The sequence below is a fragment of the Mucilaginibacter sp. P2_A5 genome (assembly GCF_056404995.1).
Genome location: NZ_JBFUCY010000007.1, coordinates 48,183 through 67,004, shown reverse-complemented (window position 1 = coordinate 67,004; position 18,822 = coordinate 48,183). Strand labels below are relative to the sequence as shown.

The window sequence follows — 18,822 nt, the reverse complement described above, 5'->3', positions numbered from 1 at the left end:
ACGTATCACTTAAATATGCTATTTCTATTTTCACTTACATGGGGTTCGGTTTCGGGATGGTGGGTGCCTGCCTGTTTGCTGTTAGGAATTGTATACGCCTGGCTGCTTTACCGGCAACCGGTTAATTTGGGTAAATATTTCAGGTACGGGCTGTCGGTTATCCGCACGGTGGTGGTGTTTTTTATCGCGATGCTGCTGGTATCTCCATTGGTAAAGTCTATCAAATACGATCCTCAGAAACCTTTGGTGTTGATAGCGCAGGATAATTCATCATCCATCAATACATTTAAAGCTCCCGGTTTTAATGCTGATAAACTGGTGGGTGATCTTGCTAAACTTAAGGAACAACTGGGCGATAAATACGATGTGCAGGAGTTTAATTTTGATAAAGACCTGAACAATGGTCTATCCAATAAATTCAACGGTAAGCAAACCGATTTGGCAAATGCCCTGCACCAGCTAAACAACAAATTTGTTAACCAAAACATTGGTGCGCTGGTTTTAGCTACCGATGGTTTATACAACCAGGGTAACGATCCGCAATACGAGGCCAAAAACATCAAAACGAGTATTTATACCATTGCCCTTGGCGATACTGTAGCCAAACGCGACCTACTTATTGGTAATGTAAACTATAACAAAACCGCTTTTTTAGGTAACGATTTTGAGGTAGAGGTATTAACCGCCGCCTACCAAAGCAAAGGCGAAAATATCCATTTAACCGTTGCCGAAGATGGTAAACAGGTTTTTTCGCAAACTATCCCGGTAACCGGCGCCGATTTTAAAAAGCTTGTACCTGTTAAGCTCACGGCGGACAGGAAAGGTGTACGTAAATTCACCATCAACATAGCTCCGGTTAAAAACGAGCTATCGACCCAAAATAACACCGAAGTTATTTATGTAGATGTGTTGGATGCCCGCCAAAAGGTGTTGGTACTGTACCAAAGCGCGCACCCGGATATTACGGTAATTAAACAGGCCATTGAAACCAATAAGAACTATGAGGTAAAAACAGCATTGACCTCTGATATGACCGGCATTAAACTGGCCGACTATAGCCTAGTAATACTGTATCAAATTAATGCAGGCAGCCTTGCCCCGGTAAAAAGTTTTATCACCCAAAGTAAAATTCCCACCTGGTACATTTTAGGTTCGCAAAGCGATTTGCAGGCTTTTAATGCCGAACAAAACATTGTAAAAATAAGCGCCGGCCGCAGCGAAACGCAGGAAGTATACGCCTTGCCCGAAGCCGGTTTTGCCGCTTTTACATTATCCGATTCATCGCGCAAAAAGATTGGCAATTTGCCGCCTTTACTGGCCCCCTTTGGCAGCTACGGAACGGGGACAGGTACTACCATTTTATTAAAGCAAAAAATTGGCGCCATAGCTACAACTTATCCTTTGTTAGCCTTTGGCGATGAAGGCGGCCGCCGCACCGCTGTACTAACAGGCGAAGGCATCTGGCGCTGGCAGCTATCGGAGTTTCAAAACTTTGGCAACCGCAACGCTACAGACGAGTTGTTGAGCCAAACCGTACAATACTTAACCGCCAACGCCAACCGCCAGCGTTTCCGCGTTTACCCGGCCCGCAATGTTTTTGATGAGGGAGAAAACGTGATCCTGAACGCCGAACTATATAACGATGCCCTGGAGCTTATCAACACGCCTGATGTGAAGATTGACCTGAAGAGCAGCGCAGGTAAAAACTACAGTTTCCTGTTTAGCCGTTTTGGCCCAAGCTACCAACTGGATGCCGGTGCCTTGCCGGTTGGCGAGTATAGCTACAGCGCATCAACCCAAAACGGTAAAAACCGGTTTAAAGCCGCCGGCCAACTCACCGTTAAGGCCCTTAACCTGGAAACCCGGCAAAGCGCGGCTAATCACCAGCTGTTGCAGGCCCTTGCCCAGCAAAGCGGCGGGCAAATGCTGCAACCGTCGCAAATCAGCCGGCTTGCAGATTTGATCCGCAAAAATGATAATATTAAAACTATAGTTTATGAAGATAAGCACTATAGCGACATCATCGACGTAAAATGGCTGTTTGTGCTGATCCTTCTGCTGCTAAGTACAGAGTGGTTTTTAAGAAAACGCGAAGGGGAAATATAGAGTCAAGAATCAAAAGAGTATAAAATGCGGAGTCAAAAGCAGGAGGCCGTGCTATTCCTTCCCGAGGGCTACTATGTGTACACAAGTTTATATGAGATAGTATTTAGAAAAACCACTCCGTTAGGAGTGAAATGTCGGTAGAATAATAAATATTTCAGATAAACATAAACTATTAAGGTTAGATCACCTGCGGGCGTTGGCAAATCGAAAGTAACATCATAAATTGCAACCCTTTCATACGGCATATATCTTAGCCATAAATTGATCATACACACCATCCTGGCCCTTTTGAAAGAGCTGGAGTGGATAAAAACGGCAACCTGATGATGGTTTGTTGTTTTTGTGCTTGTATTGTTGGTGCTTTGATAGTGAGATATACTGTTGAAAGGGCATCGATAATGTTGAGGGATAGGGTGTTGGCAATGTGGGAACAACCTAAAAACCTTGGTTAGTTTGCCTTATCGTACATTCCCTGCAAATCGTCTTTTGATTTGCTGTATTTGAAATACTCGGGCTTGTGCAGAATAGAATTGAAATACAACTCGCGGGCATGCATATTATCGCTGGTTGAAGCCATATTTGAAAATTGTATCAGTAATGTACTGATGAAATTCCCAACATGAACTTCTTGGTACGACTCTTTCTTTTTATATCCTGTAATTTCAAAATCAGGGATATCCAAATTTGTATAATAATAATAGGGCTTGCCGTTAAATAGTGGCATTTTACTTTGCTTTTCCGTAAGTTTTTCTGTTTTTTTCAAGTAATGTAAAACCTGGAACCTGCCATTTGCAAGTGCGCTCATTATGCTATGAAAGAAGATCGCTTTTTCGGTATCATTTTTAAACTTCATGTTGCCCAGGTCGAAATTATGTGTGCGTAGGTCGGCTGTATTGAAAAGCATAGCCAGTCCGGTTTGTAAGCGGTAATAATAGTTATCGAGCAGGAGTCTTTCATCAATAGTCTCGGCGAGCGCTTTGCGGGCTACATCCGGGTCAGGGAAAGGTTTTTTACTCGTATCTATACGATTGTAGTGTATCTCGCGCAGAACATACCACAGCTGCATTTCGTCGTTGGTTGGCCTGTTGATAAAGCGGGGCTGCAATACGGTACTATCTTGCTTTCCTGTTGCTATTAAGACATCAACCATATTATTTAACACAGGCGTTCTTAAAGCGTCAGCAGCTTTAGCGAAAGCATTGCCGGTTGCCATGTTATTTTGAGAATATAGTTGACTAAGGGAGATGAGGTTGTTAAAATCCTTATCACTTAATTTAACCTGGGCAGTGCAATAAATGCATATAAAGCAAAGTGTTATTAGGAGGACAATGTGTTTCATTTTTCGTAAATAAGGTTTAGTAACGTAACTGAAAGATAGAAGATTGGGTGCAACTTCTAATCAAATCGTAAAAAAATAGCGATGAACAATTCACCGCTATTAAATATCTTATATCTTGATTCTAATTTCTTGCCTCTATTTTTCCGCTTTCTCCGGTACAATCAAATAAACATCCTCGTTGTCCTTTTTCATCAGGTACTTTTCGCGGGCAAATTTTTCTAATTGCTGCCGGTTGGATGTTAGTTCGTTTAGCTCTTTGGTAACCTGGTCTGTTTGGGCTTTATAAAAGTCGCGTTCTTTTTTAAGCTTGTTTACCTGGGTGCGGTATTCGTATTGCGAAAACAGGTCGTTTTTGTCGAAAAAAATCATCCACACTACAAAAGCCAGGGTAACCAAAAAGAATTTATTCTTAAAAAGGTCAATGAGGCGTTTCATCGATATGGGTTCTTTGAATTTCATTTAAAGCTATTTAATTTTCTTGAAGGTTGCAAATATTTTTAGTGAGTGGTTAATTGGGTTGATTAGGTGAGTGGTTGATTTTTAACTTAATCAACCACTCACCCAATCAACTACTCACTTAATGAACTATCTTCTTCCCGATGATCTGCTTGCCCCGCTCATGCCGCTTGAGCCGCCTGAACGACCGCCGCCGCCGGCTGGCCTGCCGCCAGATGGCTTACGTCCGCTGCCGCCACGGCCGCCTTCGCGTTTAAAGCTGCCTGATCCCTTTTTGGATTGGCCGGCCACCAGGTTTGCAGCCATGGCCACAGGGCTCATTGGGTAAGGGTGACCTTCCTCAACGGGAATCTCTTTCCCTATAAGTTTATGGATGTCGCGTAAAAACAGGATCTCTTCCGAATCACAGAACGACATGGCTATGCCGTCAGCGCCGGCCCTGCCTGTACGGCCTATGCGGTGAACATAAGTTTCGGGGATGTTAGGTAACTCGTAGTTTACAACATGGGTAAGCTCATCAATATCAATGCCGCGGGCAGCAATATCAGTAGCTATTAGCACACGTGTAGTACGGTTTTTAAAGTTGGTTAAAGCCCGCTGACGCGCGTTTTGTGATTTATTACCGTGAATGGCCTCGGCAGTGATGCCTACTTTATTCAAATCTTTTACAACCTTATCGGCGCCGTGTTTGGTACGGGTAAATACCAACGCGGTTTTAATTCCTTTATCTTTTAATATGTGGATCAGCAATGATTTTTTGTCATTCTTCTCTACATAATATAATGCCTGTTGTATAGTATCGGCTGTAGACGATACCGGGGTTACTTCTATCCGTTCGGGATTGGTTAATATGGTATTGGCTAATGATGTTATTTCAGCAGGCATGGTAGCCGAGAAAAACAGCGTTTGCCTTTTTGAAGGTACTTTTGCAATGATCTTTTTAACATCGTTTACAAAGCCCATATCCAGCATGCGGTCGGCTTCGTCCAGTATCAGCATTCTAACCTGGTCAAGGTGTACAAAGCGCTGGTTCATTAAATCCAGTAAGCGTCCCGGGGTTGCTATCAAAATATCAACGCCACGGCGTAAGGCGTCAACCTGCGGGTTTTGCGATACACCGCCAAATATGACCAGGTTTTTTAAGCCGGTATGTTTGCCATAAGCGGTAAAGCTTTCGGCAATCTGGATGGCAAGTTCGCGGGTTGGTGTAAGCACTAAGGCCTTGATTGCTTTTTGCTCTTTATGGGCCATCCTGTCCTGGAACAGTAACTGCAAGGTAGGCAACGCAAAGGCGGCGGTTTTACCGGTACCGGTTTGCGCACAACCTAATAAATCGCGGTGATTTAATACAATAGGAATGGCTTGCGCCTGGATAGGGGTAGGGGTTGTATATCCCTCGGTTTTTAAGGCCTTGAGGAGAGGCTCAATTAATTTTAAATTTTCGAATGACATGTTTGTTTGAATGTGCAGATGTGCAAATTTCAGATGTGCAGATATGCTGGTAATATTATAGACTGATATGCCTATGTTTTTAGCGAGGCATAATTTTCTGCAAAGATACGCTTTTTTATGTTAAGATTAATTTGAACCAGGCAAGGGTTACTTTGCTGATAAAATGGTATCAATAATAACTTAGTCATCTAAAAAATGGAAAAATGGGCCATCACCATAATTACAAGTATAGCTATATTTAGCTCTTCGTGCATCTATGATCCCGGAAATAATGATATCACTATCATTAACAGTACCACCGACTCATTATATTATTATGTGCATGATTATAAATCAGAAAATGAATATACTTATAACTTTGCTTATGATTCAATAGCCGCATACGATACAGCTAAAAGGCGGTATGACATAGCCTATAACATTAATGGCAATCAATTATTACCGCATGATACCATCCACCCTTCAATTAACGCTTCGAGTTGGAAAATTAAGGCAGTGGATAAGGGTGGGTTAACTTTTTTGTTTTATAGAAGAGATATTCAACAATTGTCAGAGAATAAGCCACTTACCTATAAAAATATCTATAAAAGAATTGATTTAACAACCACGCAGTTGGATAGCCTGAAATATAAAATCGAACTTGAAAACTAAGCCGTAACTGTTTTCTCCTCAGCCGCCTGTCTTTTCTGCTCGCGCTCGCGGATAAAGGCGTTTAGCAGCAGCATACCCACGCCAACCATAATAGCCACATCAGCTACATTGAACACGCCGGTTTCAAAAATACCGAAGTTCATTTGTACAAAATCGGTTACGCTGCCATAAACGGCCCTATCATACAGGTTGCCTATACCGCCGGCCAGTATTACAATAATGCCAGCCTGGTTAAGCGTAGTTAATCCGCGTTTTAATAATACATATAGCAGGCCCCAGGCCAGTGCTGCTGCGGGTAAAGCAGAAAGCAGGATAAAATGCCATGGGTTGGGCAACGAATCGCCTATACTTAAAAAAGCGCCGGTGTTTTCAACCCGGGTAACGGTGATAAAGTTTTTTACAATCGTAATAATAAGAGAAAAATGGACGTGGTCGCGCACATAAATTTTGCTGATCCTATCGGCCCCGATAACTAAAACTAAAAGTAATAATAACCACAATCCCCGCGAAACCCTTTTCTTATCCATCAAAAATTTAGTACTTGTATTTTGTTTATAACGTAACAGGCGTTACTTAAGTTGTTGGCCTGCACAAATTGCGGCCAAAAACATTGGTGTTTTATAAAAAAAGGCCATCCGTACAAAACAGATGGCCCTTTATATGAGGTAAAATTATTTTTTCAAAAATTTGAAATCTTTACCAATGAATTTGGCATTAGCGCCTAATTCTTCTTCAATACGAAGCAATTGGTTGTATTTAGCGATCCTGTCTGAACGTGAAGCCGAACCGGTTTTGATCTGTCCGCAATTTAACGCTACAGCTAAATCGGCAATGGTAGCATCTTCAGTTTCGCCCGAGCGGTGGCTCATTACAGATGTATAACCATTGGTTTGCGCTAAAGTTACCGCGTTGATGGTTTCGGTTAATGAACCAATCTGGTTTACTTTTACCAGGATTGAGTTTGCAGTATCTTCGTTAATACCACGTTGTAAACGTTTGGTGTTGGTTACAAACAAATCATCACCTACCAACTGTACAGTTTTGCCCAGTTTTTCGGTTAATAATTTCCAGCCATCCCAATCATCCTCGGCCATGCCGTCTTCAATCGAAATAACAGGGTATTTGCCAACAAGCTCGGCAAGGTATTCAACCTGCTCGGCGCTGGTGCGGATAGCACCTTTTTCGCCTTCAAATTTGGTATAATCGTATTTGCCGTCTTTGTAAAACTCAGATGCAGCACAGTCAAAAGCTATAAAGATATCTTCGCCCGGTTTGTAGCCGGCTTTAGTAATAGCTTTCAAAATAGTTTCAACACCATCTTCGGTACCTTCAAAGGTTGGTGCAAAACCACCTTCGTCGCCAACTGCGGTTGATAAACCACGGTCATGCAGGATTTTTTTCAGGTTGTGGAATACTTCGGTACCCCAACGTAAAGCTTCAGAGAATGAAGGAGCGCCAACCGGCATAATCATAAATTCCTGGAAAGCGATAGGCGCATCAGAGTGCGAACCGCCGTTGATGATGTTCATCATCGGGATAGGTAAGGTGTTGGCATTTACACCACCAATGTAGCGGTATAAAGGCTGGCGGCTTTCCTGTGCTGCTGCTTTTGCAACGGCCAATGAAACGCCTAATATAGCGTTGGCGCCAATTTTACCTTTATTTTCGGTACCATCAATTTCAATCATCAGGGCATCAATGCTGTTTTGATCAAATACATCGATACCTTTTAATTCAGGAGCTAAAATGTCATTTACGTTGGCAACAGCTTTTAACACGCCTTTACCCATGTATTTTGTTTTATCGTCATCGCGAAGTTCAACAGCCTCGTGTACACCGGTTGATGCACCAGAAGGTACCGCGGCGCGACCGAATGCGCCATTCTCAGTTAATACTTCTACTTCGATAGTAGGGTTACCGCGCGAATCTAAAATCTGGCGGGCGTGTACGTCAATTATTAAGCTCATTTTTTTATTGTCAGATATTTGTAAATTGTAAACGGCGGCTAAGTTAACAGCAAAATCAAGAAATCACAATCGAAATTTTGTATTTGTTATCATTATTAATCAATAATGCCAAAGGGTAACAGCAATTTAACATGAAATTAAAATGTTTTTATGCTGATGTTGCCTCCAAAAAGGAAAAATTCCGGCCTTAATCGGTTGTAGTAGGCACATGTTCGCGTTGCACAGCGTTTTTACGGTTAATACGATACATCAGCATCAGCATAATATTGCTTTTGGCGCTGCTTTGTATGGCTGTATAATTACGTTGGTTTATCCAGCCGGCCTGCACTATCCAGCTTTTATCAACCTGGTAACCCAAAGCGGCAGATATGCGGTTACGCTCGAAATTGGGTACCCGGTTATTAAAAAACACCTCGTCGAAAACCGAGATAAACCAGGTATTGGCAATAATTTTTTTGTGGTTTAAGGGAATAAACATGTTTAGGCGATATCTGAAACGGTTACGGTAATCGCCATTTACCCAGCGCTGCTCTATGCGGTAACGGTGTTCGAATTTAAAGCGGTCTAAAAACTGGTTAACCGTCATTTGCTCCCAAAACCGGTATTCGTTGGTTGTTGGGCCTTTATCAAGATCGGTATAATCATAAGTATGGTAGGTTCCGGTACCAAGCAGGGCGGTAAAGTTTTTATCCAGATCGTAACTTACACCGGCTTTTGCCTCGTAGTACTGAAACTGTTTAAACACGCCGTTTGTGCGGGTTTGAATTTCTGAGTAGCCGCCCCATTTATGAGCACTATCGCCAGGTAAAACAACGGTAGCTATGCCCCATGTACCTACTTTGCTATCCTGGGCTTTAACGGTAAATGAACATAACAATAAAATAAAAACTAAAACGGCACCAATGCTGGTTTTGAACATAACTCAGGGGTTTAATTGTGCAAATGTATTTCCTTAATGTTACGTTAGTGTTAAGTTATGGTATCTTAATGTTAAGTTAATGTTAAGTTTGTCAATAAACCGGCTGATAGAAAAGAAAAGGTCTATTTTGTTAATGTAGTGAGGTTTATAATTTGTCGATTTGGGGCGATGCCTGCGGCCCGGGCTGTTCACTAATACGCCTGCGGGCATTACGCGCAGGCCGGTACCGTTGCCATCCCTATCGCAATAAAAAGTTGTTTTAAGTATACTTTTGCATTAGTTTTAGTATTTATATGACCAATGAAGAAGTAGCACTTTTAGTTGAAGATGAGTTTCTGAACAAAACTTTAGGAACTACCGGGCAATACCTGGAGATCCATCAGCCGATGTTAAACGATGGCAAGATTAAGATTGACCGCATAGACAGGGAGAAGGAAGATGATTTGATAATTGCATACCTACCCGTAAAGGACGAATACTTTAACTTTGCGGTTTATATCGATCCTATAAAAAAGGAAATATTTAATGTAGGAACGGAATCACGTAATACAGTATACTTCAGGGCCGAGTCTCAAATAATTAAATCGGACATATTACAAGGTTTTACAACGCTGCAACCAACAAGGGTATGGAGCACCGGCGATTTACGACCAGATGGAAGGCGTACTTATAACTTTAACTGCATCGAAATTACGCCCAACCCAGAGGCAGACGAATTTGAAGACAAGCTTGAAAAACTGTTGACATTTTTGCAAAAAGATATTGACGGCGTGCGCGCATTAGCAGCAAATGCCAATGCCTTCGTTCAGGTAATTATGGATTTTCATGCCGGTAATCAGCGTTTGGGCGGCATGGCTATCAGTTCAAAACATATTCAACTACTAAGTAGTTTAAATTTGGCCATATATTTTGATGTTACCGCCTGGGGAGAGCCGTTTAAATAATGGCTGATAAAGCGTGACTGATTTATAAAGTTGGAAATTGCTTCATTCCCCAGATAATGCAAAGCAGATATATTCGGGTCTTAATTCTTGACTCTAATCTCTTGACTCTCCCCTTATTCCCATTTAAAAGTCTTAATAGCCTTCATAAACTTCAAAGCTGATATCTTTTACGGCAGCAAAATCGCCGTAGTTTTTTACCAGGTTTTTTACAGTGATAATGGGTGGTTTCGCCATAAGGTAAAAATGCAACAGAATAATGAAATAACCATGAATTATTTAAAACAGCTCCAGCCTCACCTAAACAGTATTCATGAGCGCCTCAAAATATCATAGTGCGAATAATCCTCTCCAAAGGAGAGGACTTTTGATTTGCATATTTTATTTTCAAAAACCTTGATTTTTAAGAACCCTCTCCTTTGGAGAGGGCAGGGTGAGGCTCTTTATGATTTTGGTTACGGGCTCATCGTATTTTTAGCCGTTTTATCTTCGGCTGCCGATTTTGCCCTGTACCGGTTCGTTTTATCTCCCTTTTTATAGCGTTATTTTTTTACAGATGGCATTATGGGAGTAACGTTGATTTATATAGAACCTGATAATAAAAACTCCCCCTTCAGGGGGCTGGGGGGCTTATTTTATCAGGTGACCGATGGAATTAATGATAGCTTCGGCATGTTCTGCGGCTTTAACTATCAGGTGAATAATTTGTATAGCAAGTAAAGTTTTCATGGTGATTGCGATTTGTTGATTCAAAAATGCAAACAGAATGGCCTTTTAGCTATAGATATTAGGCGAAGCAAAGCAAACTTCCGGTAAACGGCGGAAAATTACCGATGAATGATAGACGAAAATGAAGAACTGCCGGTAAACATCAGGAAATAATTTGGATAGAAGGCTTTACTGATATTAGTGTTTGGTGCGGGATTTATTTCACAATACTTTGTTGTTGTTCTTAGATGCATTTTTATCTATTTTTAAGCCCTAAGTAATTATTAAACCCGAATGAAAAAACCTTTATCACTACTCTTGTTACTTTTATTTTGTGTTACAGTTAACGCCCAGTTCAAACCTATAGCCGAAGGCCCTGTTTTTAAAGAACCCGAAGAGGGTTTTGCCAAAATATTACAATTAAAAACCGGGAGTACTATATTTATGCATATCAGTAATAAAGAAGGTATTGATACCCGCATTTACAACCCGGCGCACCAGGAAATAGCTACTAATCATATCAATCCATCGTATGACAAGCTCGGAACCGGGAGTAGTATCGAAGCCGTTTTTGAAATAAATGGCGATGTTGTTTTGATGGTCAGCAAATCAGAATCCCGCACCCCTGTGTTGTATCGTATTATAATTGACGGCAAAACAGGTGCGGCCAAAGAAGACAAACAAATTGCTCAGTTGGCCAAAGTAAGTTTTTTTGCGGGCTATGCTATGGCATTTGGTAATGTGCCGCAACCCGATTTTTTTGTGCGCAAAGATCCGCACAGCGACAATTATGCCCTGGTGCTGTTAAACAGTTTCGAGTCGGAAAGAAGCAAACGCATTGAAATTATATCATACGGGGCCGATAACAAAGAAACAGGCCGGGCGTTTTATGCATCACCGGATGAAAAATATAAATATATCCGCTATGTTGATATGGCTGTAATTGGAAGCGATAAAGTTTCGGTTTTGGCCTATGGTTATAATACCGCAAACAGCGGCGGTAAAGCGAGCGAGCTTATTTTGGCTAATTTAGATAAAGGTGCCAAAACCGTTAGTTTTACTGAACTGGGCTTTTCGCTGGATTTACTGGTATATCATGGTATATGCCGTTACAATCCTGCTATTAAATCATTGGTATTGATAGCTTCAACCAAAGAGAACTCAAAAGATGAAGGTTATACGCCTATTATGGCACTGGTAAATCCTTTCGATAAAAAGATCAACCGGGTAAATGTAATTTCTCCTTCAGAACGCCTTGATCAATATTCAAAGAAGGGTTTCAGGGGTTTACCGCAAAACCTGTTCATCAATGACGATGGTACTTTCACCGTTGTATCCGAAGAAATGGCCTACCGCTACACCAATTACTCGGTAACCACAATACTTGGCGATCTGGCTGTGGTTAATTACACTAAAACCGGGGAACTGTCGACTGATTTCCTTATCCGCAAAAGTCATTTCATCAATGGAGGAGTAGGCCCGTTTTACCAATCATACCGGGAAGGCACAGCTCAAAAACTGGGCGGAGGTAGTCAGTTTAAATCGTTCGCTTACCTTGATGGGAAAATCAAAAGTTACATTTTATTCAATGACACCGAACGCAATAACGAAAAGCAGGAAAGTGGAGGCCTGGTTGATATAATGGGCGTAAGTGGTTGCGATGGCTTTTATTATCCGCTTACCGGCAAAGAACCAATTTTGAAAAGAGAATACGTTTTTGGCAATCCGGAAGGAAAAAAAGACCATAACCTGGGATTGTTTTCAATATCCGACTATGACCGCAACAACAATGTGTACGTTACCCTGGAACTTTCAAATCAAAATGGTAAAAAAGGTGTAAAAGTTGTTTGGCTGCAGCCGTAATAACCAACTGCCCGGAAAGTTTATATTTTCCGGGCAGTTTGTTTTAAATCTTCATTCTGCTATTGCCAGTAAACGCTTCCACTCGGGGTGGCGTTTTAAATAAGCTATAATGTATGCGCAAAGAGGCACAATTTTCAAGTGGTTATCTTCAATGTAGTTAAAAGCTTTTTCAACAAGGGCGGCGGCAACACCGGTGCCCTCCATTGCTACCGGTACTTCGGTATGTATCAGGTAAATTTTATCACCCTTTAACTTGTAATCAATAAAGGCCCTGTTGCCATCTATAGTAAGTTCAAAATTATGGATGGCTTCGTTATTAATAAGCGGAATGTCCTGGTATTTCATATTTTTAAAATTTGTGCCGAAACTAAATTAGCAACAAAATTTATAAAGCCATTTTGTTGCAGTATTTTTGGGCTGATTTTTTTATCCGCTAAATAAAACGGGCAAAGCTGCATAAAATGTCATTTGACGAATGCAAATAGCTGATATTAAATTGGTTGTTTGTGTTTTTTAAATTTTAATTAATTTTGATTTGTGGTTCTATTTTCATAGAATTACATATAGAAACAGCCCTGGTTTCGAGTTAATGAAAACTATTGTGAAGCAGCTTAAGCGTATTTTACTTCAGGCTATACTATTGCTATGCATTACAGGTGTTTTTGCACAGGTAAAGCGCCCGTTATATTTGGCCGGCAACAGGAAAAAGTCGTCGCCCGTCGCAATTGTTAAGCCGGTTAAAGGTAGCGCGCAATTTCAGGAGTTTTCAAAAATTTTGGCCAATGCCAACGTTACATTTACCTTCCCTAAGGGATTCAGAGAGATACCGGCTGTAAACAACGAAAATTTTTCTTTTGATTATGCTATGGAAATCCCGGGTAAGGAATTTGAGATTTGGTTCCAGGTAAAATCGCTTAAGCAAAACTGGAAGAGCCTTGAACGTTACCACGAACAGGAAAATCCCGATTCATCATACCTGCAGATTGCTAAAGCCCAGGCTACCAATTTTACCGGCGAACAGGATAATTCTGTGCGGGCTATCCCGGCAAATGTATTGGCACGCTACAAAGCCGATGCAGGTAAATCATACCTGCTAAACCTGTTAGATATGCCCGAAACAAAAAGTTATAAATACGCCCTGCTTATCATGCTACAGCGTAACCACACGGGTACAATTATGGCGGTTTGCTTTACCAACGAAAAAGATCCCGAATTTTTCAGGAATATTGATAGGGGCACCAATTGTCTCAAGTTTAAGATCCATTAACATAATGTTAATAAGTTGACAGTTTTGAACACTCAATTCATTGCCGAAACTTTATTTTTGCAGATAGGTGCATAGTGATACCTTTTTTTAAATTCTACTTTATAAATGGCAGAACCAGTTAATTACAGTGAAGATAGTATCCGCTCGCTCGATTGGAAGGAGCACATCCGTTTGCGCCCAGGTATGTACATTGGTAAACTGGGCGATGGCTCGGCCTATGATGATGGGGTATACGTATTGCTTAAAGAGATTGTAGATAACTCGATAGATGAGTTTGTAATGGGCAGTGGCCGTACTATTGAGGTAAATATGAGCGATCATAAAGTATCCGTACGTGATTATGGCCGCGGCATCCCTTTGGGAAAAGTGATTGATTGCGTATCCAAAATAAACACCGGTGGTAAGTACGATAGCAAGGCCTTCCAAAAATCGGTAGGTTTAAATGGGGTGGGTACCAAAGCGGTAAACGCATTGTCAAACAATTTCATCGTGCAATCGTACCGCGACGGCCGCACCAAGCTGGCCGAGTTTGCTAAAGGCGAGCTGATTCGTGATGAAGCTGAAAAGGAAACTACGCAGCGTAACGGTACCGCCATCAACTTTATACCCGATGATACCATTTTCAGGCATTACCGTTTTATCCCGGAGTTTGTTGAAAGCATGATCTGGAACTATGTGTTCCTCAACTCGGGCCTTACCATTAACTTTAACGGTCAAAAATATTTTTCGGAACGTGGGTTGTACGATTTGCTTACCCGTAACACCGATGTAGAAACGCTGCGTTATCCCATCATCCACCTAAAAGGCGAGGATATTGAAATAGCCATGACCCACGGGCAGCAATACGGCGAGGAGTATTACTCGTTTGTAAACGGCCAGAACACCACACAGGGCGGTACCCACCAGGCCGCCTTCCGCGAAGCTGTTGTTAAAACCATCCGCGAGTTTTATAAAAAAGAGTTTGATGCTTCGGATATCCGCGCATCTATAGTTGCGGCCATTGCTATTAAGGTGCAGGAACCGGTTTTTGAATCGCAAACCAAAACCAAGCTCGGCTCGCAAAATATTGGCCCCGAAGGGCCATCGGTACGTGGTTTCATCAACGATTTCCTGAAAAAGGAGCTGGATAATTACCTGCATAAAAACCCGGCCGCTGCCGATGCATTGTTAAAACGCATCCTGCAATCTGAGCGCGAGCGTAAGGATATTGCCGGCATTAAAAAGCTGGCTAACGAGCGCGCCAAAAAGGCATCATTGCATAACCGCAAGCTGCGCGATTGTAAACTGCATTTTGAAGATACCCACGAGCGCCGCCAGGATACCACGCTGTTTATTACCGAGGGTGATTCGGCAAGCGGAAGCATCACCAAATCGCGCGATGTAATGACCCAGGCCGTATTCAGCCTGAAAGGTAAACCACTTAATTGTTTTGGCCTCACTAAGAAAGTGGTGTACGAAAATGAGGAGTTTAACCTGCTGCAGCATGCCCTTAATATTGAAGACGGACTGGATGCCCTGCGCTATAACAACATAGTAATAGCTACCGATGCCGATGTGGATGGTATGCACATCCGCCTGTTGCTCATGACCTTCTTTTTGCAGTTTTTTCCCGACCTGGTAAAGGCAGGCCACGTTTTCATCCTGCAAACGCCACTGTTCCGGGTACGCAATAAAAAGGAAACCATTTACTGCTACAGCGACGAGGAACGCCGCAACGCCATTGCTAAATTAGGCAACAAGCCTGAGATAACCCGGTTTAAAGGATTGGGCGAGATTTCGCCTGATGAATTTGGCTTGTTTATAGGTAAAGATATCCGCCTTGACCCCGTGATCCTGAAAGATGCCAATATTAAAGGCCTGCTGGAATATTTTATGGGCAAAAACACGCCAACCCGCCAAATGCACATAGTAAACAACCTGCGGGTTGAAAAAGATGACGAAAGCATTAACCCGCTGGTTGCCGAAGAGGCCGATGGTGTGGCATTGCCGGTTGCAGTTTAACCCGATTTTGTAGCCATAAAACATAAAGCACGCCGCGCTGAAGGAATTGCCGGCCAGGCTGGAAAATTGTAAATACATAATTGCAAACGGAGTTTTTGTAGCGGTTCATGTGACGGACCCCTACAGAAAAACGAATTGGTATGGAACCTCTGATACTATCAAAATCACAAGCGCGGAAGATCATCCTTCAGGCCGCCGGATTGGCCAGGCAAGCGCAGTTTGGTACAGGCCCTGAGGCGGTTTACCGGCTGATTGATCACCTGGGTTTTGTGCAGTTGGATACCAATTACGTGGTTGAAAGGGCGCACCACCATGTGATGGCAGCACGCGTGCCCGACTATGAGCCGGAATGGCTGGGGGAGCTAACGGCGGATGGCCGGATCTTTGAATATTTTACTTCCGACGCGGGTTATATCCCAATGCGCGACTTCCGCTTTTCGTTGCCGGTTAAGGAGGGTTTTTCGGTAAACAGGAAGCCTGTAAGCCCGGCAGAGACCCGGCTTATGAAACAAGTACTTGACCGGGTGGAGCGCGAAGGCCCCCTGATGGTCGGCGATTTTGAAAACGACCGGCTGGAGGCCAGTTCGGGCTGGTGGGACTGGCGGCCGGCCAAAGTGGCGCTGGAACGGCTGTACCTGGATGGCAAACTGACCATCACCCGCACCAAAAGTTTTCATAAAGTATATGATGTGCCGATGAATTTAATTCCGCCGGATACGGATTTAAGCATGCCCACGGCAGAAGAATTTGCCCGCTTCGTGGTCAGGCGTACGCTGGGAGCATTGGGTATTGCCTATGTTAAAGAAATGGCCTGGCGCGCCCGCTATGTGAAAGGCAACCTGGTAAAAAAAGAACTCGAGAAAATGGTAGCCGCCGGTGAAGTGCTCACAGTGCAGGTAGAAGGGCTAAAAAGCGCCCCGCTGTATATGCTACCCGGCCAGCAAACAGAAGTTGAATTGGCGGGTGATGCTTTTATTCTTTCGCCCTTTGATATTCTGAATGTATTCAGGCACCGGCTACGCGACTTTTTTGATTTTGACTACCAGATTGAATGCTTTGTGCCCGCGCCCAAACGTAAGTATGGCTATTTCTCGTTACCGGTACTCGTGGGTGATACCTTTGTAGCCCGCATGGATGCCAAAGCCGACAGGAAACAAAAGGTACTGATTGTGCATAATCTGCACTTCGAGGAGTTGGAACTTGATGAAACCATGACAGGGAAGATAATAGTGGCGCTAAAAGCGTTTGTGCAATTCAACAAATGCCGGGATATTGCCTTTAAAAAATGCAACAGGGAGGATTATATGAAGGTTATTGGGGCGGCTTTTTGATGAAAAGAGGACCATGCAAAATTTTAGATTTGAAAATTTAACGTAGCCCTAAGTCTGTAATTTGTTGCCTTAATCTTTCGCCCCAAAATGGAATAGTTTGGTAGTAGTTTATGCAGTCCTCTAACGTATTAAGGCCATCCAGTGCCGGTAAAATGTTTTGTTCAAAGTCTATCTGAAACTCATTTATGAACTTTGCCAAGTCAGAACCTGTTTTAATGATGTATCCCGGTTTGTTATGGTAATCGTGTACGAAACGGTCAATAGGTAAATAGCCATTTTGACCCATTAGGATATTAAGATCATGGTATGACGGTTTGGAATTATCATTTGTAGTAGCTTTAAGCGCAATCCCTATGTTAAAGGAAAAATTAACTTCGTCTTTGGAATTCCACGAAAAATTTTGAAGATTAATAACTATATGAAAGTCGTCATGGGTTTTCCACCATGTTTGGCTGTTGGTTGAATAGCCGAATTGTTTTAGCGTCGGTTTTAAATAGGCTTTAATAAAAGCAGTTTGTTTTTCCTTTGCATTCATTAGTTTTACGGGTTAGGATATGCAATTAGTTATAACCCAAAAAGAGGGGCACAAGGCCCCTCTTTCAATATATTATAGTCTGCTTTATTTACAAAGCCAGTACTTCTTTAACTCTTTCAGCAGCTTCTTTTAATAAGATGGCCGAGAATACTTTCAATCCTGAATTATCTATCAATTCTTTTGCTTCGGCAGCGTTGGTGCCTTGCAGGCGCACGATGATAGGTACGGGGATGTTGCCAATTTCTTTGTAGGCATCAATAACACCTTGTGCAACACGGTCGCAACGAACGATACCACCAAAGATGTTGATGAGGATAGCTTTTACGTTTGGATCGCTCAGGATGATGTTGAAACCGGCTTTTACAGTTTCGGCATTGGCAGTACCACCTACGTCAAGGAAGTTGGCTGGCTCGCCGCCGGCTATTTTAATGATATCCATGGTGGCCATAGCTAAACCGGCGCCATTAACCATACAGCCTACGTTACCATCAAGCTTTACATAGTTAAGGTTTGATTTACTGGCTTCAACCTCGGTTGGGTCTTCCTCGTCGGTGTCACGCATAGCGGCATAATCCGGGTGACGGTACAGGGCGTTATCATCCAGGTTAACTTTGGCATCAACAGCTAAAATTTTGTTATCAGATGTTTTTAATACCGGGTTAATTTCAAACTGCGATGAATCGGTAGCATCGTAAGCTTTGTACAGCGCCGCGATAAATTTGGTCATGTCCTTAAAAGCCTCGCCCGATAAACCTAAGTTGAAAGCGATTTTGCGGGTTTGGAAAGCCTGCAGACCAACTTTAGGGTCAATTTCTTCTTTAAATATCAATTCGGGGGTTGAGTGTGCAACTTCCTCGATATCCATACCGCCTTCGGTGCTGTACATGATAATGTTACGGCCCTTAGCCCTGTCGAGCAGTACGCTCATATAAAACTCTTTTACTTCGCTTTCGCCGGGGTAGTAAACATCCTGGGCTACTAAAACTTTTTTTACTTTTTTACCTTCGGGTCCGGTTTGTGGGGTAACCAGTTGCATGCCAATAATGTTGCCTGCAATTTCTTTAACCTGGTCGTGATTTTTGGCCAGCTTTACGCCACCGCCTTTACCACGGCCGCCGGCATGGATCTGTGCTTTTATCACCACCCAGCTTGATCCCAGGTCTTCTTTCAATTTTTGGGCAGCTGCAACAGCCTCTTCGGGTGTATCAGCAACAATGCCTTCCTGTACTCGTACGCCAAAGCTTTTTAATATCGCTTTGCCCTGATATTCGTGGATATTCATGTTT

General features: G+C 42.6%; 15 protein-coding genes and 1 pseudogene. 7 read left to right on the top strand and 9 right to left on the bottom strand.

Annotation, left to right across the window (positions count from 1 at the left end; translation table 11 throughout):
- The first annotated feature begins 15 nt into the window (after positions 1-15).
- Positions 16-2,106 carry a hypothetical protein gene (locus AC1DXF_RS07810; protein ID WP_477447746.1) on the top strand — a complete coding sequence of 697 codons (2,091 nt, stop codon included), beginning with the start codon at positions 16-18 and terminating at the stop codon, positions 2,104-2,106.
- A gap of 448 nt (positions 2,107-2,554) precedes the next feature.
- On the opposite strand, the gene AC1DXF_RS07805 is transcribed toward AC1DXF_RS07810, so the two are convergent.
- The 3 genes from AC1DXF_RS07805 to AC1DXF_RS07795 all read right to left on the bottom strand — a co-directional run bounded on the left by AC1DXF_RS07805 (position 2,555) and on the right by AC1DXF_RS07795 (position 5,353).
- Positions 2,555-3,319 carry a hypothetical protein gene (locus AC1DXF_RS07805; protein WP_477447745.1) on the bottom strand — a complete coding sequence of 255 codons (765 nt, stop codon included), beginning with the start codon at positions 3,317-3,319 and terminating at the stop codon, positions 2,555-2,557.
- Positions 3,320-3,580: 261 nt separating this feature from the next.
- Entirely contained in the window at positions 3,581-3,904 is a 324-nt protein-coding gene (locus AC1DXF_RS07800) for an FtsB family cell division protein (protein WP_477447744.1), read from the bottom strand.
- A 126-nt stretch (positions 3,905-4,030) separates the two neighbouring features.
- A complete protein-coding gene (locus AC1DXF_RS07795) occupies positions 4,031-5,353 on the bottom strand; it encodes a DEAD/DEAH box helicase (protein WP_477447743.1) in 1,323 nt (440 codons plus the stop codon).
- A 195-nt stretch (positions 5,354-5,548) separates the two neighbouring features.
- Here AC1DXF_RS07795 and AC1DXF_RS07790 point away from each other — a divergent pair, with 195 nt between their 5' ends.
- Positions 5,549-6,004: a hypothetical protein gene (locus AC1DXF_RS07790; RefSeq protein ID WP_477447742.1), complete on the top strand. Its 456-nt coding sequence runs from the start codon at positions 5,549-5,551 to the stop codon at positions 6,002-6,004.
- Here AC1DXF_RS07790 and lspA read toward each other — a convergent pair.
- The 3 genes from lspA to AC1DXF_RS07775 all read right to left on the bottom strand — a co-directional run bounded on the left by lspA (position 6,001) and on the right by AC1DXF_RS07775 (position 8,890).
- Positions 6,001-6,531, bottom strand: a complete 531-nt coding sequence (gene lspA, locus AC1DXF_RS07785) for a signal peptidase II (RefSeq protein ID WP_477447741.1) — start codon at positions 6,529-6,531, stop codon at positions 6,001-6,003. The two genes, AC1DXF_RS07790 and lspA, sit on opposite strands and share 4 nt — an antisense overlap.
- 144 nt (positions 6,532-6,675) lie before the next feature.
- Complete coding sequence (gene eno, locus AC1DXF_RS07780) at positions 6,676-7,971, bottom strand: phosphopyruvate hydratase (protein ID WP_477447740.1); 1,296 nt, start codon at positions 7,969-7,971, stop codon at positions 6,676-6,678.
- Between the two features lie 187 nt (positions 7,972-8,158).
- Positions 8,159-8,890 (bottom strand): DUF2490 domain-containing protein, encoded by a 732-nt coding sequence (locus tag AC1DXF_RS07775; RefSeq protein WP_477447739.1) that lies wholly within the window; start codon positions 8,888-8,890, stop codon positions 8,159-8,161.
- A gap of 293 nt (positions 8,891-9,183) precedes the next feature.
- Between AC1DXF_RS07775 and AC1DXF_RS07770 the strand changes: the two genes are divergently transcribed.
- Both AC1DXF_RS07770 and AC1DXF_RS07765 read left to right on the top strand, forming a co-directional pair.
- On the top strand, positions 9,184-9,834 hold the full coding sequence (locus AC1DXF_RS07770; RefSeq protein ID WP_477447738.1) for a DUF4279 domain-containing protein: 651 nt from the start codon (positions 9,184-9,186) through the stop codon (positions 9,832-9,834).
- A 999-nt stretch (positions 9,835-10,833) separates the two neighbouring features.
- On the top strand, positions 10,834-12,402 hold the full coding sequence (locus tag AC1DXF_RS07765) for a hypothetical protein (protein WP_477447737.1): 1,569 nt from the start codon (positions 10,834-10,836) through the stop codon (positions 12,400-12,402).
- Positions 12,403-12,453: 51 nt separating this feature from the next.
- Here the strand turns inward: AC1DXF_RS07765 and AC1DXF_RS07760 are convergent, their stop codons facing one another.
- Complete coding sequence (locus AC1DXF_RS07760) at positions 12,454-12,747, bottom strand: GNAT family N-acetyltransferase (RefSeq protein WP_477447736.1); 294 nt, start codon at positions 12,745-12,747, stop codon at positions 12,454-12,456.
- Between the two features lie 256 nt (positions 12,748-13,003).
- Between AC1DXF_RS07760 and AC1DXF_RS07755 the strand changes: the two genes are divergently transcribed.
- From AC1DXF_RS07755 to AC1DXF_RS07745, 3 genes are all read left to right on the top strand, one after another.
- Positions 13,004-13,669 (top strand): hypothetical protein, encoded by a 666-nt coding sequence (locus tag AC1DXF_RS07755; protein ID WP_477447735.1) that lies wholly within the window; start codon positions 13,004-13,006, stop codon positions 13,667-13,669.
- Between the two features lie 105 nt (positions 13,670-13,774).
- Positions 13,775-15,670 carry a DNA topoisomerase IV subunit B gene (locus tag AC1DXF_RS07750; RefSeq protein ID WP_477447734.1) on the top strand — a complete coding sequence of 632 codons (1,896 nt, stop codon included), beginning with the start codon at positions 13,775-13,777 and terminating at the stop codon, positions 15,668-15,670.
- 140 nt (positions 15,671-15,810) lie between these two features.
- Entirely contained in the window at positions 15,811-17,001 is a 1,191-nt protein-coding gene (locus AC1DXF_RS07745) for a winged helix-turn-helix domain-containing protein (protein ID WP_477447733.1), read from the top strand.
- Between the two features lie 37 nt (positions 17,002-17,038).
- Here AC1DXF_RS07745 and AC1DXF_RS07740 read toward each other — a convergent pair whose 3' ends face one another.
- Both AC1DXF_RS07740 and sucC read right to left on the bottom strand, forming a co-directional pair.
- Positions 17,039-17,536, bottom strand: a complete 498-nt coding sequence (locus AC1DXF_RS07740) for a DUF4304 domain-containing protein (RefSeq protein WP_477447732.1) — start codon at positions 17,534-17,536, stop codon at positions 17,039-17,041.
- 88 nt (positions 17,537-17,624) lie between these two features.
- Positions 17,625-18,821 (bottom strand): annotated as a pseudogene (gene sucC, locus AC1DXF_RS07735) (ADP-forming succinate--CoA ligase subunit beta); the annotation flags it as partial.
- Between the last annotated feature and the right edge of the window lies 1 nt (position 18,822).